Source organism: Haloleucobacter albus, assembly GCF_052492075.1.
The window spans coordinates 45708-62267 of the sequence record NZ_JBQWAS010000015.1 but is presented as its reverse complement, the minus strand read 5'-3'; the positions used below and the strand labels follow the sequence as shown (position 1 = coordinate 62267).

At 63.8% G+C, this 16560-nt stretch carries 24 protein-coding genes and 1 pseudogene; 9 read left to right on the top strand and 16 right to left on the bottom strand.

The features are described from left to right. Nucleotides 1-48: 48 nt before the first annotated feature. The 10 genes and pseudogenes from ssb to ACT6QH_RS02090 all read right to left on the bottom strand — a co-directional run. A pseudogene (ssb, locus tag ACT6QH_RS02135) lies at nt 49-438 on the bottom strand (single-stranded DNA-binding protein); the annotation flags it as partial. 2 nt (nt 439-440) lie between these two features. Continuing rightward, entirely contained in the window at nt 441-668 is a 228-nt protein-coding gene (locus tag ACT6QH_RS02130; protein ID WP_444973164.1) for a hypothetical protein, read from the bottom strand. After that, nucleotides 662-1174 (bottom strand): hypothetical protein, encoded by a 513-nt coding sequence (locus ACT6QH_RS02125; protein ID WP_444973163.1) that lies wholly within the window; start codon nt 1172-1174, stop codon nt 662-664. Before ACT6QH_RS02125 ends, ACT6QH_RS02130 begins: the two co-directional genes overlap by 7 nt. After that, the gene (locus ACT6QH_RS02120) at nt 1167-1463 is read right to left on the bottom strand and encodes a hypothetical protein (protein WP_444973162.1); all 297 of its coding nucleotides are present in this window, start codon (nt 1461-1463) and stop codon (nt 1167-1169) included. Before ACT6QH_RS02120 ends, ACT6QH_RS02125 begins: the two co-directional genes overlap by 8 nt. 8 nt (nt 1464-1471) lie before the next feature. Continuing rightward, entirely contained in the window at nt 1472-2593 is a 1122-nt protein-coding gene (gene dnaN, locus ACT6QH_RS02115; protein WP_444973161.1) for a DNA polymerase III subunit beta, read from the bottom strand. Continuing rightward, on the bottom strand, nt 2590-3018 hold the full coding sequence (locus tag ACT6QH_RS02110; protein WP_444973160.1) for a hypothetical protein: 429 nt from the start codon (nt 3016-3018) through the stop codon (nt 2590-2592). The genes dnaN and ACT6QH_RS02110 overlap by 4 nt, the downstream gene beginning before the upstream one ends. A gap of 117 nt (nt 3019-3135) precedes the next feature. Beyond that, entirely contained in the window at nt 3136-3438 is a 303-nt protein-coding gene (locus tag ACT6QH_RS02105; protein WP_444973159.1) for a DUF2312 domain-containing protein, read from the bottom strand. Between the two features lie 6 nt (nt 3439-3444). Continuing rightward, nucleotides 3445-4056 (bottom strand): hypothetical protein, encoded by a 612-nt coding sequence (locus ACT6QH_RS02100; protein ID WP_444973158.1) that lies wholly within the window; start codon nt 4054-4056, stop codon nt 3445-3447. Beyond that, a complete protein-coding gene (locus ACT6QH_RS02095) occupies nt 4056-4301 on the bottom strand; it encodes a hypothetical protein (RefSeq protein ID WP_444973157.1) in 246 nt (81 codons plus the stop codon). The genes ACT6QH_RS02100 and ACT6QH_RS02095 overlap by 1 nt, the downstream gene beginning before the upstream one ends. After that, nucleotides 4291-4566, bottom strand: a complete 276-nt coding sequence (locus tag ACT6QH_RS02090; protein WP_444973156.1) for a hypothetical protein — start codon at nt 4564-4566, stop codon at nt 4291-4293. Before ACT6QH_RS02090 ends, ACT6QH_RS02095 begins: the two co-directional genes overlap by 11 nt. Before the next feature lie 240 nt (nt 4567-4806). Between ACT6QH_RS02090 and ACT6QH_RS02085 the strand changes: the two genes are divergently transcribed. Next, a complete protein-coding gene (locus tag ACT6QH_RS02085) occupies nt 4807-5643 on the top strand; it encodes a hypothetical protein (RefSeq protein WP_444973155.1) in 837 nt (278 codons plus the stop codon). A gap of 7 nt (nt 5644-5650) precedes the next feature. Here the strand turns inward: ACT6QH_RS02085 and ACT6QH_RS02080 are convergent, their stop codons facing one another. The 4 genes from ACT6QH_RS02080 to ACT6QH_RS02065 are packed head-to-tail and all read right to left on the bottom strand — an operon-like array spanning nt 5651 to nt 8251. Further along, nucleotides 5651-6136: a thermonuclease family protein gene (locus ACT6QH_RS02080; RefSeq protein ID WP_444973154.1), complete on the bottom strand. Its 486-nt coding sequence runs from the start codon at nt 6134-6136 to the stop codon at nt 5651-5653. Continuing rightward, the gene (locus ACT6QH_RS02075; RefSeq protein WP_444973153.1) at nt 6133-6990 is read right to left on the bottom strand and encodes a hypothetical protein; all 858 of its coding nucleotides are present in this window, start codon (nt 6988-6990) and stop codon (nt 6133-6135) included. The genes ACT6QH_RS02080 and ACT6QH_RS02075 overlap by 4 nt, the downstream gene beginning before the upstream one ends. Before the next feature lie 47 nt (nt 6991-7037). Continuing rightward, the gene (locus ACT6QH_RS02070) at nt 7038-7655 is read right to left on the bottom strand and encodes a hypothetical protein (RefSeq protein ID WP_444973152.1); all 618 of its coding nucleotides are present in this window, start codon (nt 7653-7655) and stop codon (nt 7038-7040) included. After that, nucleotides 7655-8251, bottom strand: coding sequence for an XRE family transcriptional regulator (locus ACT6QH_RS02065; protein WP_444973151.1), 597 nt, complete (start codon nt 8249-8251; stop codon nt 7655-7657). The genes ACT6QH_RS02070 and ACT6QH_RS02065 overlap by 1 nt, the downstream gene beginning before the upstream one ends. 83 nt (nt 8252-8334) lie before the next feature. Here ACT6QH_RS02065 and ACT6QH_RS02060 point away from each other — a divergent pair, with 83 nt between their 5' ends. The 4 genes from ACT6QH_RS02060 to ACT6QH_RS02045 are packed head-to-tail and all read left to right on the top strand — an operon-like array spanning nt 8335 to nt 11655. Beyond that, nucleotides 8335-8613: a transcriptional regulator gene (locus ACT6QH_RS02060; protein ID WP_444973150.1), complete on the top strand. Its 279-nt coding sequence runs from the start codon at nt 8335-8337 to the stop codon at nt 8611-8613. Beyond that, nucleotides 8610-9125: a phage regulatory CII family protein gene (locus tag ACT6QH_RS02055; RefSeq protein WP_444973149.1), complete on the top strand. Its 516-nt coding sequence runs from the start codon at nt 8610-8612 to the stop codon at nt 9123-9125. Before ACT6QH_RS02060 ends, ACT6QH_RS02055 begins: the two co-directional genes overlap by 4 nt. Continuing rightward, entirely contained in the window at nt 9122-9562 is a 441-nt protein-coding gene (locus tag ACT6QH_RS02050; protein WP_444973148.1) for a hypothetical protein, read from the top strand. The genes ACT6QH_RS02055 and ACT6QH_RS02050 overlap by 4 nt, the downstream gene beginning before the upstream one ends. Then, the gene (locus ACT6QH_RS02045) at nt 9559-11655 is read left to right on the top strand and encodes a DNA cytosine methyltransferase (protein WP_444973147.1); all 2097 of its coding nucleotides are present in this window, start codon (nt 9559-9561) and stop codon (nt 11653-11655) included. Before ACT6QH_RS02050 ends, ACT6QH_RS02045 begins: the two co-directional genes overlap by 4 nt. A 2-nt stretch (nt 11656-11657) precedes the next feature. Here the strand turns inward: ACT6QH_RS02045 and ACT6QH_RS02040 are convergent, their stop codons facing one another. Next, on the bottom strand, nt 11658-12089 hold the full coding sequence (locus tag ACT6QH_RS02040; protein ID WP_444973167.1) for a type II toxin-antitoxin system HicB family antitoxin: 432 nt from the start codon (nt 12087-12089) through the stop codon (nt 11658-11660). 48 nt (nt 12090-12137) lie between these two features. Further along, entirely contained in the window at nt 12138-12371 is a 234-nt protein-coding gene (locus ACT6QH_RS02035; protein ID WP_444973146.1) for a hypothetical protein, read from the bottom strand. A gap of 62 nt (nt 12372-12433) precedes the next feature. On the opposite strand from ACT6QH_RS02035, the gene ACT6QH_RS02030 reads away from it, so the two are divergent. From ACT6QH_RS02030 to ACT6QH_RS02015, 4 genes are all read left to right on the top strand, one after another. Beyond that, a complete protein-coding gene (locus ACT6QH_RS02030; RefSeq protein WP_444973145.1) occupies nt 12434-13648 on the top strand; it encodes a DUF7146 domain-containing protein in 1215 nt (404 codons plus the stop codon). Beyond that, nucleotides 13645-15147 carry a primase-helicase family protein gene (locus ACT6QH_RS02025; protein WP_444973144.1) on the top strand — a complete coding sequence of 501 codons (1503 nt, stop codon included), beginning with the start codon at nt 13645-13647 and terminating at the stop codon, nt 15145-15147. The genes ACT6QH_RS02030 and ACT6QH_RS02025 overlap by 4 nt, the downstream gene beginning before the upstream one ends. 305 nt (nt 15148-15452) lie before the next feature. Next, on the top strand, nt 15453-16064 hold the full coding sequence (locus tag ACT6QH_RS02020; protein WP_444973143.1) for a hypothetical protein: 612 nt from the start codon (nt 15453-15455) through the stop codon (nt 16062-16064). 90 nt (nt 16065-16154) lie between these two features. Beyond that, nucleotides 16155-16532 (top strand): HNH endonuclease, encoded by a 378-nt coding sequence (locus ACT6QH_RS02015; protein WP_444973142.1) that lies wholly within the window; start codon nt 16155-16157, stop codon nt 16530-16532. The last annotated feature ends 28 nt before the right edge of the window (nt 16533-16560 follow it).

The window sequence follows — 16560 nt, the reverse complement described above, 5'->3', positions numbered from 1 at the left end:
TCTCTTCCATCCTCGCCTCCCTCAAAACTGTATTTCATCGTCGATTTCGCCGCCCTGGCTGGCCGCGCCGCGATAGTCATAATCGGCCGAGGTACTTTCAAGGGGGGTGAGTTCCCCCCGGAAGGGGCGCAGCACCACCTCTGTGGTGTAGGCGTCGCGGCCGGATTTATCCTGATATTTCCGGGTTTCGATCTGCCCCTCAATGTAGATTTTCATGCCCTTGCGCAGACGCGCGGCCTTGTCGATCAGGCGATCATTGAGGATGACGACGCGGTGCCATTCCGTGCGGTCGCGCCATTCATCGGTGGCCTTGTCCTTCCAGCTTTCCGAGGTGGCGACGCTGAGATTGCAGACGCGCCCGCCATTGTTGAAGCTGCGCAGCTCTGGATCTCGCCCCAGATTGCCAATCAGGATGACCTTGTTCACGCTGCCAGCCATGGTCATGCCCCCGCATGCTGGTTGGCGGCGTCCACAAGGCGGGCCTTGAGCATGTCCATGCCGCCGATTGTGGCGGCGTTAACGGCGCTGTTGCTGGCGCCAAAGACGGGCGCGCCATCGCGCGGCAGTGCCACCATGGCGATTCCGGTGATTTTGCCGGCGCGGGCCAGATTGAGCATGTGCTCAAGCTGCTGGATGGTTTGCGGATCGGCGTGCGGGCTGTTCAGCATGTTTCATTTCCTGCGGTTGCGGCGCGGTCGATGCGCTCGATTTCGGCGATCAGCATTGCGGCGGATTGCACCAGTTCGGTGCGCCGGTCGGGGTTGCCGGAGAGGTGGCCCTGGAAGGGGTAGAGGCAGCGCGCGTGCATGCGCAGCGCCAGATAATCCTGTGTTGGCCAGAGATGCGCGGTGGCAAACGCGGCTTTGGCGGCCGCGCCAAGGGCAATCTCGCCCCTGCTGTGCCCATCATCATGGGCGGCGTCATAGCCCTTGGCCTCGATCTGGCGGGCGCGCTCTGCCAGCACGTCGCGCCAGGCGGCGGTGCCGCCATGGGTGAGGGCCTTGCTCCAGATGCCGGCCTCTACCTCTATCTGCACGCGCACCGTGCGAGTGAGCCCATCTTGCCCCGGCACCGGCTGGGACATGAGGGGCGCAAATGAGGCGCGGGCGTGGGCCATGAGGCAGCGGGCCGCACTCTCGACGGTGATATCGGGGGTGATGATGATCTCAGCCATGGGTGAGCGCTCCAATCCACGGATGGCCCAAAAACCGCTCCAGCCAGATGAGGGCTTCCTGCCGCCGCCCGCCGACCATTTCCTCGCGTGCGCGGGCGAGATCTGGATGCTCCAGAATGTCTTCCGGGTCTTCGAGCGGCTCGCCATTGCAGATGCGGCAATACATGCTTTCGGTGAGGTAGCCGTGATCTGCCAGCCGCGCCGCGATCAAGCGGTCGGGCAGGCCGTAGAAATGATCCGGGGCGTTCCGCCAGCCGGGAAGGTCGGGTATGCAAGGGGTGCCGGGCATGGTGGCTCCTAGACGCGCATGGGCATCAGCACGGCCTCCCAGCCATCCTGATCGGGTGTGGTGATGAGTGCGGGGCTGCCGCCATCCTTGAGGGCGATGCGCAGGCGCGGGCCGGGCAGCACCGCCAGAATATCCGCGAGATAGCGGCCGTTGAATCCGATCTCGACCGGCTCGCCCTCCATTTCCAGCGGCACCGTATCGCTGGCAGTGCCGGCATCTGGATTGCTCACGCTGGCATTGAGGGTGCCGGGCTCTGCCCCAAAGGCCAGCTTGATGGCGCGGCCGCGATCTGATGCGATGGTGGCCAGAAGCTCCACGCTGGCCTTGAGCGCATCGGCTTCCATCACCACGATGCTGGTGCCGCCAGTGGGGATGACGCGTCCATAATTCGGGAAGGTGCCATCAACCAGCTTGCTGGTCAGGCGGGTGGGGCCGGCGGCGAGGCTGATATGGCTGGCGCTGGCGGAGATCTCCACATCCACATTTTCCAGCGTGCGCAGGAGATGAGCCAGCATATCGACGGTGGTTTTGGGGATGATGATGGCGGGCAGGGTTTCCGCGCCCGCTGGCAGGGGCAGGGTTTCATGGGCCAGCCGGTGGCCATCCGTGGCGACGGCGTGCAGGGCGCGCTGGCCCTCATCATCCCCCGCGTGTAGATGGATGCCGTTGAGATAATAGCGCGTCTCCTCTGTGGAGACGGCGAAGCGCGTGCGGGCGAGGATGTCGGCAAGGCGGGCGGCGGGCAGCGTAAATGTTGCCGCCGGCGCGATGCTGGAGAGGCTCGGAAAATCCGCCGCCGGCAGGCTGTGGAGCACCACGCGGGTGCGCCCGGCCGTGATGGCGCAGCTCGCCCCGTCATCCGCAAGGGTCAGGCTCCGCCCAGACGCAACCTTGCGGACAAAATCAAACAGGGTGTGCGCGGGCAGGGTGGTTTCACCCTGCGTTGTCACCTCCGCCGCCACGGTGGTGCTCATTTCCGCGTCCAGATCCGTGGCAAAAAACGTGACCTGATCCCCGATGGCGCGGATCATCACATTGCCGAGGATCGGCACGGTGGTGCGCTTTTGGACCGCATTCTTGACGCGGGTGAGCGCGGGCAGGAGCACGTCACGGGTGAGGGTGAGTTTCATCGGTCGGCCCCCGCGAAGGCGGCCTGCACGTTTTCAGGTAGACCGTATCTGGCCGCATCCATCATGGCCGAGAATGCTTTGATGTCTTGCGCCTTCTGCTCCTCATCAACAAAGCGTTTGGTCGCAAGAATTGCTGCGTCTGCGTCAGATGCGCCGTTGTATTTGTACTGTTCGAACCACACAGCGAAGCGCATCTGATCGGTCAGATTGTCTCGGAGGTAATCGAGCACATCAAATGCAGTACGTATTGCCTTGCGGATTTCGGACCCGCAAACCCACTCAGCGCACCTGAACGCGGTCTTTTCATTGTCACCTTGTGAAATGGAAAGTTGATAAAGCTGCTCGAAAGCCAAGAACGGCGCTGGGTTGATTACCCGTGCAATACGTTCCGACATCTCGCGGGTTTTGTTGGCATCGTCCGTCATGGCATTCACTCGTTATGTGAGGTGCGCCGCCGGTTCGGCTGGGCTTTCCCGGACCGGCCGGAGCCGGCGGCGCGATCCTGCCCGGTGACGGCGCGGATCGGCATCGGGCGGAAGGGGTCAAAGGGTGATGCCGATGGCAGCGGCGTAAAGCTCCACAATCGCATCGTGCTCCTGCCGTGCGTCGGGATCTTCCTTGCGCAGTTTCAGGATGGTGCGCAGCGCCTTGATATCGAAGCCGCTGCACTTCGCCTCCTGCAGCACCAGCTTCATGTCCTCGGAAATATTGGTCTTTTCCTCCTCAAGGCGCTCGTAGCGCTCGATGAAGGATTGGAGCTGGTCCTTTGCGAAGCCGGCTGGAGCGTCCGTAGGGGCGTTGCTTTGCGCATCAGCCGGCGCCGGTGTTTCGGTCGATATTGTCATAGGGCCTCACGCGGCGGGTTTGAGGTGGTGGGGTGGCAGGAGGCTTGCGATCTCCTGCCAGTAGGATTCCTCGGCCTGCATTGCGGGCTGGGGGCGGATGGTGAAAGGCAGCGCGGGCCATGTTTTGCGGTGTTCCCGGCTGGGGCCGTAGTGGGGGGCGGCACCCTCCGCCATCACGTCGCGCCATTCGGTGGTGAGCACGCGGTTATCCGCTGCCAGCACGGCCATCGCGTCTTCCGGGGTGAGTGGCCAGGGCAGGCCGGCGGCGCGGTGCACCGCCTCCATTTGCGCCATCTCGAATTCCGCGAGTTTGCGGGCGCTGGCCCCGGCGAGGCGCACAAGCGCCTCCCGCATGGGGCGGGTGATATCGCCCATCATGGCCTCGTGCGCATCGTGCAGCAGGCCGGCGAGGCGCAGGCGGGGCGGGAGCTGGCGCGCCACAAGCACGCTGTGCTGGGCCACCGAATAATGCAGCACGGTGCTGCCGTTAAACCGGCAGATGGCTGCCAGCCCGGCGGCGATGGTGCGGAAATCCACATCCACCGGGTTGGGGTTGGCCAGATCCCACATGCGGCCTCGCGCCAGTGCGCTGCGGATGGGAGGGTGTGGGCGGCGCATCAGCGGCTCCAGAAAAACATGAGGATGATGACGGCCGCCACGCAGCTCTCTGCGGCCAGCACCGCCAGCAGCACGCCGGGGTCGCGAGCCCAGAATCCGGGGGCGACAGGGGTGTGCGGCGGGGTGATGCTGCGCAGGCTGGACCGCTGGCCGGGGGTGAGCGTGGGCCGCGCCCCGTGATGGGGCGGCTTGATGCTGGATGCGGGGCGGTGGCGCGGCAGATCGCGCCCAGGCTTATCCGCCATGGGCGGGGCTCCCGCTCATATCGGACAGCTGCGCGGCCTCCACCGCGAACGGGCTGAGAAGATCGAGGGTGGCGGGGAGCATTTTCAGGGCAATGGGCGTGAGGATGGCCAGTTGCCGGGCAGACCAGCCCATGGCCTTGAGATCCTGCTGTGTGGTGCAGCCGGTGGCGGCGGCCCTTTCGCGGATATCGCGGGCCAGCGCGCGGGCCTTGCGGAGCTGGTGGGCAGGGTGGGCGGCAAGAGGCGCGCCGGGTGTGTGATGCATGGGGCTCTCCCGTCTGATTGGGGAGAGGCTACTAGTTTGCTTGTTTTCCTGTCAACTAGTTTTCTAGTATGTGCGGTATTTGGTTTTTAAGACGCACAAAAAAGCCCGCCGGTGGGGCGGGCTGGGGAGGGGTGATGGATCATTTTCCTGACGCCACGAATATGATCGGCCGAGATGGCGCGATGACTCCACTTCAGGTGGAGGTTGGTGCTACATGGCCCTATGGCTATGTGGGGCAAAATGAAACGCTGGGTCTGGGCTGCGGCAGCTTCCGTGATGGGGGCATTTGTTGTGGCAAACCTGAACCATGCCTTTGTGAAGTGGAGGGGGGACGCGCTCCTTACCACAATGATTGAGGGCGTATTCCCAACCTTTTACGCAATCGCAACTTCATTCTGGGGTCAAATCAGCGCGGCGGCTTTAGGAGGGTTACTCGTTGGAATTTGGGTCGATGCCATTGGGCGTCGATGGGATGCGCGGGCGGGGCAGGAACTCGCTCCGCCCCTTAGCCCGCATGTCTTGGGCCATGCTCCTGAAATTGCCTTATCAGTCTCCTCTCAGGCAAAGCCTGAAATAAATTTAGTAGATGAAGTTCATGGCCCGGCTATAGATGGCGATGCAGCCCCTGTGTTCGAGGGGTGGGATCTGTCCAGGCGCAGCGATTATGATTTCAAGCCTGACCGTTTGCATTTGCGTGCCCGTAAAGATGACGCAAAAATAGAAATTTCCGCTTTTGTTTTGAATAGAAACTCAGGCCCAAAACGATTGGTCGTTCGTCTGGAATCCGGTGAGTTCTGCATTAATGACATGAAAAGCCAGGTGAAGTGTCTTGATGGGGAAGTGGTTTCTGGGGGGCGTCAGAGTGTTGAATTTCATGCAATTTCAATTTACATGGAACTGGAATATATTTCCGGATCTGTTGAATTGTGTCTAGATTTTGGGTATTCAGAGTTGGATATTTCGAACAGAATTTATGTTATCTGGCAGTTTAAGGATATTGTATTCCCGGATAAGAAACATGAGCTTATGACTATTGGGTATATACCTCATGTCAGAAGTTTATATTATAGGCGCTGACTCCCGATTATTTTCTATTCTGCGGGCGCCGCCACTCCCATGGGCGCTTGAAGCGGGTGGCCCAGAGGCCTGCCTTGTCCTTTTGAGCGGCGCGAAGCTCGCTCTTGTAGGCTTTGCCGCCGGCCATGTAGGGCAGGGCCCAGCCGGCGCGCACCATGGCTGCGCCAATATCCTGCCCGGCCACGGTGCAGCGTGCGAGGGTGCGGCGGTATTTGTCGCGGCCTGCGGGGGTGCAGGTGACCGGGCGGGGGCCGATCCAGTCTGCCAGCCAGAGCGCGGCCTGTTGCCCGCAGCGCTGGCGCGCGCCGGTGGTTTTGTGGGTGCAGATCTGCCGGCTTTCCGGGGCGTCTATGCCCGCCAAGCGGATGCGCGTGCCGTGAACCTCAATTGTATCACCATCAATGACGCTGGCGCGCCCGGCAAGCGGCTCCGCCTGCGCCGGGATGATGGCCAGCCAGAGGGCGGCAAATGCGATGGGTGGCCGCGCACTCATGCGGGCGGGGGTGTGCGATGGGGTGGGGTGCCGGCGGCGGAGAGTCGGCGCAAGGTGGTGAGCATTTGTGTCATGATGGCACGTTTACCCTCAGACACAGGGCCATCTGCCCTGGCCATGTAAATGAGCCATTCGGGCATATTGAGCGGAAAGGCCCCGCGCTCGATGGTGGTTTTGAGTGCCCGGTTGATCATGTTCGCACTGGGCTGCAAGGCGACCATCTCTTCCACCATCTCCATCAGCATTTCGGTTTGGTAGATGGTGTAGGTTTTGCGCGCGCCTTCCCACACCAGATCGCCGATCAGCCAGACTTCTTCTTCGCATAACCGGCCGTCGGCATCGGCATGTGCGACGGCCATCAGCAGCACGGCTGTGGGGCGCACCAGATCCCGCAATTCCTTGCGCATCTTGGGCACGCTCAAGGGCTTTGGCTTCGCAAATCTCGGGCGGCGGGTATATTCCCGAACCTGAAAGGCCGCTTCATATGTTCGGCTGTTTTCAGCGCGCAATTCAGGGGTGGCATCCTGCGCATAGCGTCCAAGGTATGCCGTGGGGTTGCGGATGACGCCCTTGGTGCGGCCATGCACCAGCGTGCGGATGTTCTCGACCAGAAATGTCCGGGGTTGGTCTGCCTGGTGGCAGTGGGCCGAAACTTTCAGCGTGCCGCGCGCGTCCCGCCAGACTGCCTTGACCGTGATATCGCGCAGGGAGAAATTGCCCTGATTGTCGTAATATTCAATGCCGAACAGCTCACCTGCGATATCGTCCTCAAGGCGTTTTGCGCATGCGCCTGATCGTGACAGCTCCGAGGGAGACTTTCTGCCGCGCAGGAAGGCGAGAATCTTCCCAATCATTGCTCACATCTCCAGTATCGTGCGGCGCACGCGCCCGATGATGATGGCTAATTCCAAGGCTGTACGTTGAATGTATTATTCTCACGCAGGATAACCTTGTAGACTGTTTTAGGGTAAACCCCGTCGCGATCTGCCGGCCCGCAAAAAACCTTGATTTCAGTGCCTTTTGGGCCTTCGCCTTGAGCGTAGGCCAGTTTGGCTAGGGGGCAGTTATAATCAAACTGCTGGATCATCCGGGTATAAGTGCGCGCGTTGTCCGGGTGGCGATCTATCAAATTCTGAGATTTGCTTTTGGCCTGCGCGGCAACTGTTTCAGGGGGTGGGGGTTCAAAGGCCGGTTTGCCACCCCACAGGCTGGCTGAAAACGCCTCTTTTTCGTTCATGACAACGAGATAAATGGCGTTTTGCGGGTTCCCGGAAATCTGGCAATAGACTTTTAAAGATAGGCCTTCCGCTGCCGGATTTACGACCGGAAATGCGTGCATGACCTTGCTGCAATCCCAGCCGGCATCAAGGATAGCCTTGTTGATGGGTAGGCGATGATGCACAAAAGTATCGAGATGGTCATAGCGTGGTGGTGACGGCGGGGCCTTATCCTTGCCCGCGCTCCATATCCAGCCGCCTAGAGCCACCACGATCATCACCAGCAAAATACGCGGGAACATTACATCTCCAGTATCGTGCGGCGCACGCGCCCAATGATGATGGGGTCATTATCGGGATAGATCGGCTCGTGCCGGGGGTTGACACTCACCGGCTCGAATCTTGTGGGGTTGGGGCGATAGCGCTTGTAGGTGGCGTTGCCCATCTCATCGGCAATGACGTAGCAGGCATTGGCGACAAGGGCGGTATCGGCCCGATTGACCAGTATGATGGATTCCGGCGGGGAAATGCGGTCCATGCTGTCGCCGGTCACCTTCAGGGCGATCCAGTCTCCATCAGGCAGGCCGGCAACCGCAATGACGGTGCAATCATCGTGCACGGCCACCGGGTCGTATGCCTGCAGCGCCCCGGCGCTGATCCATGACAGGCGCGGCACCCGGGTGATGCCCTCTATCGGCTCCGGCACATAGGCGGGATCGAGCGCGGATATGGGCACGCCCAGAGCGGTGGCGAGATCCGGCAGCTTTTTGGTGGTGCTGTCCTTGCCGTTCTCCAGCCGGGAAATGAGCTGCTGACTGACGCGCGCGGCCTTGGCCAGATTGACTTGTGACAGCCCGGCTTGTTCGCGGATGCGTTTCAGGTTCTCGGCCAATGACATGATGTAGCCCTACCAGATTGCTTGTAGGGCGCCAGACAAGAATTCTAGTTGACGCCCGGCGATCCGGTTACTAGTTTACTAGTATGACCGGCTTCAGAGATCACATTTCGCGGGCAGTCCAGATCAGGGGATCGCAGCTCAAGCTTGCCCAGGCGGCGGGCTGTTCCCAGCAGCAAATCTCCTTCCTGCTTTCGCGCGCCCGCAGGATTTCCGCGGAAATGGCCCTGCGGATCGAGGCGGCGACGGATGGTGCTGTGAGCCGCCATGATCTGCGCCCGGATGTGTTCGGCGCCGGGCCTGAGGCCACCATTCCCCATCCTCCTGCGCTGGAAAAGGCGCAAGCATCGGAAAATTGCGCATGAGACAGCCTTCGGGGCGGGGTGTGGAGCCCGCAGCGCGCCGGCATCGGCGTGCCGATTATCTCAGCCTCAAGGGGGCCATGCGGCGGCTTGTGGAGGCGTGCGGCGGGCAGGAATCTGCCGCCAGCGTCACCCGCGTGGCCCCGCAGACCCTCTCCAGATATGGCCACCCGCAGGAGCATGTTTTTGCCCCGGTGGATGTGGTGGCGGATCTGGAGGCGGATGCGGATGCGGCCCTTGTCACGCGGGAGCTGGCCGCGCTGACAGGCCATGTGCTGGTGCGCCTGCCGCAGGGTGTGGCCGGGCAGGGCCGCTGGGTGCGGCACATCTCTGACATTGTGCAGGATGCCAGCGCCCTGACGGGCCGGCTGGCCCGCGCGTTGGAGGATGACGGCCGGGTGACGGCGGATGAGGTGCGCGGGCTGGGCCTGCGCGGGGCGATCCGCGAGGCGATGGAGGGGCTGGCGGCGCTGGATGCGGAGCTGGTGGCTCTCAAGCGGGAGGGCGCGGAATGAGCACGGCCTTGCGCGCCCTTGTGGCGGACAATGAGCGGCTGCGTGCCGAACTGGTGCAGTTGCGGGGGCTGTTGGTGCCGCGTGTGCGCGAGCCCAGCGCATGGGGCCTCTCATCTCAGGAGCGTCGCGCGCTGACGGCGCGGCTGTTGCAACGGGCCAATGCTCTGGATGCCCGCGCGCGGGTAGATACTGATGCAAACCGGCATATCTCTGCGATTGCCAATATCAAGGCAGCCAAAAAGCTGCGTGCCGAAGCGCGCCGCTTGCTGCGCGAGATACCGGAGATATTGCGCATCTGCATCGCCCCTCAGCCGCCGCGCGAAAAGAGGAGAAAGCCGGCATCTGCGCGCGAAAAGAGCCTGCATGAGCGTTTGGTGCGGCTGGCGGCGGAAAATGCGCGGCTGCGTGAGGCATTGGCGCAGGAGGCGGCGGAATGAAAGAGCTCGTCATAGACAGCTTCGCCGGCGGCGGCGGGGCTTCCACAGGCATCCGCATGGCGCTGGGGCGGGATGCGGATATCGCCATCAATCATGACCCGCTGGCTCTGGCGATGCACCGCATCAACCACCCTGCCACTCGGCACATGGTGCAGGATGTGGCGACGGTGGATTCCGTGGCTATGTGCGCCGGGCTACCCATTGGCATGCTCTGGATGAGCCCGGACTGCACGGACCATTCCAAGGCCAAGGGCGCGGCCCCGCGCCGGGATGGCGACAAGACAACGCGCGGCATCGGTTGGGCAATCGTCGGCTGGGTCAAGCGCCTGCCGGCATGGCAGCGCCCGCGCGTCGTTTTTCTGGAAAATGTCGAGGAATATGTGGATTGGGGGCCGTTGCTGGCTGATGGAAAGCGCTGCCCGCGCCGCAAAGGTGAGACGTTTCAGCAGTTCGTGGCGGCGTGGCAGGCGCTCGGTTACAGGAATATCGAGTGGCGGCAGCGGCGGGCCTGGTGGTCTGGCGCGGGCACCATCCGGCGGCGGCTCTACATGGTCATGCGGCGGGATGGCGAGCCCATCGTGTGGCCGGCGCGGGCCTTCGGGAATCCTCAGGATGCGGAGGACGCTGCGCGGATCGAGGCCGGCGAACTGCGCCCGTGGGTGACGGCGGCGGATAATGTGGATTTCAGCCTGCCGTGCCCGTCGATTTTCGACAGCAAGTCGCAGATCCTCGAAAAGCTGGGGCTGCGCGCAGTGCGGCCGCTGGCGGAAAAGACGATGGCGCGGATTGCGCTGGGTGTGAAGCGGCATGTGCTGGAAACGGCGCGCCCGGTTCTGGTGGTGGTGAACCATGGCGGGGACACCGCACGTGACCGGGCGCTTGACAAGCCCCTGCACACGCTGACGGCGCGCCGGGGCGATGCTCTTGTTTCCCCCGTTATCGCCTATGCCCAGCAAGGCGGCGGGGTGCGCGACGCTGCCCAGCCGGTGCAGACGATCACGGCAAGCCGGAAGGACCAGAACCAGCTGATCGTGCCCTATCTGGTGCCGCGCTATGGCGAGCGGGCCGGGCAGGCCCCGCGCTCTTCCGGCTGTGACCGCCCCGGCCCGACTGTGGTTCCTTCTGGCAATGGCGGGAGCCTTGCGTGTGTGCACATGATGACCATGCGGCCCTCGCAGGATCCGTGGTCATCTGCGGAGCGGCCGCTGCGCACCATCGTTGCGGATGGCGCGGCGATAACGACCGTTTCCGCTGGCCTGATGCCAATGATTTCGCGCCAGTTCGGGGCCTCGGTCGGCGCTGGGGTGGATAGCCCGGTGGGCACCATCACGGCGGGCGGGGCGGGCAAGGCGGCGCTGGTTTCGGCATTCATTGCGCAGCACAATGGCGGGCCACGCCCGGGTGCGCCGGGACATGATCTGCGCGAGCCGGTGAGCACCATCACCACGTCCGGATCACAACAAAATCTGGTGGCGGCGCATATGCTGAGCCTGCGGGGCACTGACCGGCGCGACAGCCCGGCGGATGAGCCTGCGCGCACCACAACCGCTTCCGGCACGCATGACGCGCTCGTGAGTCTGCCAATGCTGACCGTCTATTACGGGACAGACGAGGTCGGTGGGGCGCTGGCCCAGCCGATGCGCACGGATACGGCCAAGGCCAGGTTTGGGTTGGTTTCCGCCCTTGGCACATTGCCGCCCTTTGGGCCGGAGCATGAGGCCCGGGCGCGAGAGGTGGCCGATTTTCTGCGGGCGCATGGCTGCTGGGATGAGCGAGAATTCGTAACGGTCGAGGCGGAGGGGCAAACCTTCGTGCTGGTGGATATTGGCATGAGGATGCTGACCCCGCGTGAGCGCTTCTCCGCCATGGGTTTCCCGCCGGATTACATCATTGATCGCGGCCTTGATGAGGACGGCAATGTGGTGACGTTCTCGCAGGCGCAGCAGGGCCATATGTGCGGGAATGCCGTTTGCCCGACCGAGGCGGCTGCGCTGGTGGCCGCCAATTATCAGCCCCGTGAGGTTTCCATGCCGCGCGCGCGCAAGGCGCGGCATGTCGAGGTTTCCGGTTTCTTCGCGGAGGCGGCGGAATGATTTCAGGCCGCCTCCTCCATGCTGATGACAAGCTGCCCCCCCAGAGCCGCAAGGGCTTCCACAAGGGGGGCAAGCTTGGTGGGGTGCATCGGGTCAAGCAACCGGCGCACCGCCTTTTCGTCTTTGCCCAGCCTGCGGGCGAGTTCGCTCTTGCTGATGCCGCTGGCGCGGAAGCGCTCCAGCAAGGCCAGCTTGGCGGCGGTTTCCGCTTCCACCGCGACGGGCTCCAGCCCCTTTGCCTGCGTCGTTGCGACCGGCAGGGGCAAGCCCCGGCGCGGGTAGGTGAGCAGGGCAAGGCCAAGGGCTTCCTGCGCCTGCGCGCGGGCGTCCGCCATATCGTCACCCTGTGTGATGGCTTCCGGCACATCCGGGAAGCTGACGACGATGCCGCCTTCATCGCCGGGCTCGAATTGCGCGAAAAATCTGAATGTCAGCATCGTTCCGGTTCCTGTTCTGGGTCTGGCAACGGGGTTCCCCCGGTCTCAATCGAGACCGAGGGTTTTGCGGATTTTCCGGGCTGTCTTGGGGTCTATCTCCCGGGAGGGGAGGGTTGTCACCCTGTCTCCGACCCAGAGCATTGCGTGCCCGCCCTTTCCGCGGCGGCTCTCTTCGTGGAAGGGGAGGTTTCTGGCTTTTGCCTCCTCCCTGATTTCCGCGATGAACCGCGCCCGTTTGTCCATGACCACCTCCTTGTTGATGAATTGAATATCGGACATTTATGTCCGAGCGTCAAGCGTAATCGGGCAATTTTGTCCGAATATATTGCGGGGGAAGCGGCATGAACGATTCCGATCTCTCCGCATGGGTCGAAGATGCGCGGGCCGTGCGCGTGGAAGAGGTGCTTTCGCGCCGCTCCATCAAACTGCGTCGTGCTGGCAATGAACTGGTGGGCCCGTGCCCGGTGTGCGGGGGGCGGGATCGGTTCTCGGTCAACCCCCCGAAAAACCTCTGGAATTGCCGGCATGCCGGGCGCGGGGGCGATGCCATTGCGCTGGTGGAATATCTGGATGATGCCGATTTTCTGGCGGCCTGCGAGACGCTGACGGGCCGTGCGCCGCCGCGCGGGGAGGGCCAGCGGGCCAGCCCGGAAGAGCTGGCGGCACGGGAACAGGCCCGCCGCGTGCGCGAGGATGAGGCGCGGGCGCTGGAAGAGCGGCGGCGCGGGCGTTATCGCGAGGCGGAGCGGGACCGCTGCTTTGCCCAGTGGCGGCGGAGCCTGCCTCTCGCGGGCTCGCTGGCGGAGACCTATTTGCGCGAGCTGCGCGGGCTGGATGTGCCCTCGGGCGCGCATCTGCGGTTTGCGCCGGATATGCCCTATTTTCACGGGGTTGAAAAGGATGAGGCGGGCCGGCGGCGGCCGCGTCGCATCGGGTCCGGCCCGGCGATGCTGGCGGCGATGACGGATGGCGCGGGCAACTTCCGGGGCCTGCACATGACCTGGCTGGATCTGGCGCGTGCCAAGGGCAAGGCCGCATTTATCGACCCTGACAGCGGCGAGGTGCTGCCGGCCAAAAAGTGCCGGGGCACGGTGCTGGGCAGCCGCATTGTGCTGTCTCCGGGCGGGCCGGAGCCGGTGGGGCAGTGCTCCGGCGAGGGCATTGAGACCACGCTCGCGATGTGGAGCGCGCTGCGTCGCGCCGGCGGCCTGCCGGAGGGCTGGCTTTGGGCCGCTGGCATCACGCTGGGCAATCTCACGGGCAAGGCGTTGGAAACCGTGAGGCACCCGACAGAGGTGCGGGTGACCGCCAAGGGACACAAGCGCGCCGTGAAGGTGCCCGGCCCGGTGCCGGCCCTTGATGAACCGGCCATGCCGGTGCCGGAGAGTGTGCGCGATCTGGTGTTGCTGGCGGATGGCGACAGCGAACCATTTTTCACCCGACAGGCAATGGCGCGGGCAGAGGCGCGGCATGCGCGCGAGGGGCTGCGGGTGGTGACGTACTGGCCCGCTACAGAGGCGGATTGCAACGATATGATTATTGAGGATGCAGCATGAGCGAGCGGGGAGAAATTGCGGCGGGGCCGGGTGCGCAGGCGCTGGCGGCGGGGTTTCGGGCGGCACTTGCCGGGCTGAGCGTGCCGCCGGAGGTGCCGGGTGCCCAGACGGGGGCCCAGACGGAAGCGGCGCAGGCGGAGGATGACGCCCCGCGCGTGTTGCGTGATGGCGGCTATGATGTGGAGCGCCTGAACCGGGAATGGGCGCTGGTGCTGATGGGCGGCAAGGCCGTGGTCATGCGCGAGCAAGGCGGAGGCGCGCCGGTGGAAGACCGGCAGCGCTTCCTGACCGTCGATTCCTTTCGGCTTTGGCTGGGCAACACCTGTACCGAGGTTCCGGCGGCGGATGGCAAGATCCGCGCCCTCAGCCATGCCGAGCGCTGGCTGAAAGACCGGCATCGCCGCCAGTATTCGGGCATCCAGTTCTTCCCGAACCCGGATGGGGTGGAGTGCTTCAGGGATTATCTCAATCTGTGGCGCGGCTTTGCCGTGGTGCCGAAAGCCCGGGAGAATGGCTATGCCATCTTCCACGATCACATTCTGAATAATGTCTGCCACGGGGATGAAGGGCTCTTTCGCTGGGTGTTTGGCTGGTTCGCGCACATGGTGCAGCGCCCGCGCGAGCGGGTGGGAACGGCGCTGGTGATGCGCGGGCGCATGGGCACTGGCAAGACCAAGGTGGGCGAAGTGATGGGCTCGCTGTTTCCGGCCCATTATTTCGCGGTGGATGACCCGCGCTATGTGACGGGGCAATTCAACGCGCACATGGCCAGTTGCCTGTTATTGCAGGCGGAAGAGGCAGTTTGGGCGGGCGACAAGGCGGCGGAAGGCCGGCTGAAAGGGCTTGTTACCTCGAAGTTTCAGATGATCGAGAGCAAGGGTGTCGATCCAATCCGGTTGGACAACTATGTGCGGCTGATGATGACCTCAAACGAAGACTGGGTGGTGCCTGCCGGCAAGGATGAGCGGCGATTTTGTGTGCTGGATATTCACCCGCGCTGCGCGCAGAACTCTGATTACTTCCGGGAAATGGAAGAACAGCTTGCGGATGGCGGGCGCGAGGCGCTGCTGCATGATCTTCTGAGTTTCGACCTGTCACAGGTGGATCTGAGGCGCATTCCGCGCACCAAAGCCTTGCTGGAGCAGAAGCTTTCCAGCCTCCATAGCGTGGAGGAGTGGTGGTATGGGCGGCTGTTTGCCGGGGCGCTGACACGCAGCGGGCGCGCGTGGGGGCAAGCCGTGCCTTCGCGGGTGCTCTATGACGACTATCTGCATGAGGCGGAGCGGGTGGGGTGGCGACGGCGAGACAGCCCTACCGCCTTTGGCAAGCGCCTGCGCAAGGTGGTGCCTGGGCTGCATCGCGACAAGGATTATGACGCGGAGGGTGGCTCTTCCACGCCGCGCGAGTGGTGCCTCACTTTCCCCGCGCTCGGGGCATGTCGGGAGGCGTGGGATTCCGCGATGGGGCAAACCGACGAGTGGCCGGATGCGGAGACCTGAAGGTGTCTTTCCGGCCGCCACCGCGCCGGGTGCGGAACCGGGGCAACCGGCCCCGGACTGGGGCAAAAATAATAAAGTACTTTCAATGCGTTGCCCCACTTGCCCCACTTGCCCCATTTTTTAGCCCTCGCGCGTACACGTGAGGCGCGCGCAAAGGGGGGCGGAGAATGGGGAGCGGCGATGGCGGAAAATCTGATGGTTTTCATTTTGACTGGGGCAAGTGGGGCAAGTGGGGCAAGCCACTGAAACAGCGGCGGAATTGACTGGGCCAGATTTTCGGGGAACTGGGGCAAAGAGGGCAGGCGATGAAACAGCGGATCGACATTGAGCATCTGGTGGCCTGGGCCTATCGCGATCAGCGTGTGGACCGGGTGGCGGCGCTGGCGCGGGGGGTGGCTGCGCCGCGCATGCGCTCTGCGACTGACGCGATGATGAGCATCGAGGCGCTGGGCACGCGGGTGGGCACATCCGGCCTGCATCTGACGGCGCTGGGCGCGGCGGTGGCGCCGGATGCGATGGCGGTGCATGAGGCGGTGATGGCGCTGCCCGGCGAGGCGCTGGCGCTGGTGGTGGGGCATGGTCGGGGTGGGTGTCGGCCATCCTGGCACGGGCGCGAGGCGGAGCGGCTGGTGGCGGATACCTATGGCCACGGCGGGCGGGTGCGGATGGTGCGGGATCTGGGCAGGCGTGAGGTTGGGTGTCGGCTGCGCTGGGCTGTGGACCCGGCGCTTGTGGCGCATTCGCGCGGGCAATATGTGATGTGGTGGTATGCGCTGGATGGGTTGGCCTGCGGGCTTGCTGGGGCGTTGTGCGCGCATGAGGCAGCCCCGCCCGCCGCGCCGCGCGAGCCGTGGCTGTTGCGGGCGCTCTACCGGGTGGATGAGCCGGATTGGCTGGCCATCGAAAAAGCGGGTTGACTGAGAAAAAAAGTTTGCGTAGCTTCAACCACAGATAAAAAGGTTTGAGACCCCGGAGCGCAACCCGCTGCCGGGGTCTTTGCGTTGGGGATGTGGGCCATGGTCAAGAGGCCACCTCGTCTCCGGTCGCTGCCGCCTCGGCTCCCGCCGCCGGCTCCGCTGCTGCCGGTGCAATCACATGACAATGGATCGCGCACGCAACGGCGCGCCATCGAGTCCCCGTGGCGGCGATGGTATGCGACAGCCAGATGGTCCGCGCTGCGCGAGGAGACGTTCGCGCGGGACGGGTATAGCTGCCAGATGCAGGGATGCGGGCGGCTGATCACCGATCCACGGCAACGGGTGTGTGACCATATCCGGCCGCATCGGGGTGATGAGGCGTTGTTCTGGGATCGCGACAACCTGCAGACGCTGTGCAAGCCCTGTCACGATGGGCGCAAGCAGGCGGCGGAGCGCCGGCGCTGGTGAGGGTAGGGGGTGGCAAAAGTGCTGTATG

Bases quoted from the DNA above. Each gene is read 5' to 3' on its own strand.
- ACT6QH_RS02110 (WP_444973160.1), bottom strand. From the start codon at position 3,018: ATGACGGACGATGCCAACAAAACCCGCGAGATGTCGGAACGTATTGCA.
- ACT6QH_RS02065 (WP_444973151.1), bottom strand. From the start codon at position 8,251: ATGTCATTGGCCGAGAACCTGAAACGCATCCGCGAACAAGCCGGGCTG.
- ACT6QH_RS02085 (WP_444973155.1), top strand. From the start codon at position 4,807: ATGAAACGCTGGGTCTGGGCTGCGGCAGCTTCCGTGATGGGGGCATTT.
- ACT6QH_RS02105 (WP_444973159.1), bottom strand. From the start codon at position 3,438: ATGACAATATCGACCGAAACACCGGCGCCGGCTGATGCGCAAAGCAAC.
- dnaN (WP_444973161.1), bottom strand. From the start codon at position 2,593: ATGAAACTCACCCTCACCCGTGACGTGCTCCTGCCCGCGCTCACCCGC.
- ACT6QH_RS02100 (WP_444973158.1), bottom strand. From the start codon at position 4,056: ATGCGCCGCCCACACCCTCCCATCCGCAGCGCACTGGCGCGAGGCCGC.
- ACT6QH_RS02075 (WP_444973153.1), bottom strand. From the start codon at position 6,990: ATGATTGGGAAGATTCTCGCCTTCCTGCGCGGCAGAAAGTCTCCCTCG.
- ACT6QH_RS02130 (WP_444973164.1), bottom strand. From the start codon at position 668: ATGCTGAACAGCCCGCACGCCGATCCGCAAACCATCCAGCAGCTTGAG.
- ACT6QH_RS02020 (WP_444973143.1), top strand. From the start codon at position 15,453: ATGAAACAGCGGATCGACATTGAGCATCTGGTGGCCTGGGCCTATCGC.
- ACT6QH_RS02030 (WP_444973145.1), top strand. From the start codon at position 12,434: ATGAACGATTCCGATCTCTCCGCATGGGTCGAAGATGCGCGGGCCGTG.
- ACT6QH_RS02120 (WP_444973162.1), bottom strand. From the start codon at position 1,463: ATGCCCGGCACCCCTTGCATACCCGACCTTCCCGGCTGGCGGAACGCC.
- ACT6QH_RS02050 (WP_444973148.1), top strand. From the start codon at position 9,122: ATGAGCACGGCCTTGCGCGCCCTTGTGGCGGACAATGAGCGGCTGCGT.
- ACT6QH_RS02045 (WP_444973147.1), top strand. From the start codon at position 9,559: ATGAAAGAGCTCGTCATAGACAGCTTCGCCGGCGGCGGCGGGGCTTCC.
- ACT6QH_RS02125 (WP_444973163.1), bottom strand. From the start codon at position 1,174: ATGGCTGAGATCATCATCACCCCCGATATCACCGTCGAGAGTGCGGCC.
- ACT6QH_RS02055 (WP_444973149.1), top strand. From the start codon at position 8,610: ATGAGACAGCCTTCGGGGCGGGGTGTGGAGCCCGCAGCGCGCCGGCAT.
- ACT6QH_RS02070 (WP_444973152.1), bottom strand. From the start codon at position 7,655: ATGTTCCCGCGTATTTTGCTGGTGATGATCGTGGTGGCTCTAGGCGGC.
- ACT6QH_RS02035 (WP_444973146.1), bottom strand. From the start codon at position 12,371: ATGTCCGATATTCAATTCATCAACAAGGAGGTGGTCATGGACAAACGG.
- ACT6QH_RS02080 (WP_444973154.1), bottom strand. From the start codon at position 6,136: ATGAGTGCGCGGCCACCCATCGCATTTGCCGCCCTCTGGCTGGCCATC.
- ACT6QH_RS02025 (WP_444973144.1), top strand. From the start codon at position 13,645: ATGAGCGAGCGGGGAGAAATTGCGGCGGGGCCGGGTGCGCAGGCGCTG.
- ACT6QH_RS02015 (WP_444973142.1), top strand. From the start codon at position 16,155: ATGTGGGCCATGGTCAAGAGGCCACCTCGTCTCCGGTCGCTGCCGCCT.
- ACT6QH_RS02095 (WP_444973157.1), bottom strand. From the start codon at position 4,301: ATGGCGGATAAGCCTGGGCGCGATCTGCCGCGCCACCGCCCCGCATCC.
- ACT6QH_RS02060 (WP_444973150.1), top strand. From the start codon at position 8,335: ATGACCGGCTTCAGAGATCACATTTCGCGGGCAGTCCAGATCAGGGGA.
- ACT6QH_RS02090 (WP_444973156.1), bottom strand. From the start codon at position 4,566: ATGCATCACACACCCGGCGCGCCTCTTGCCGCCCACCCTGCCCACCAG.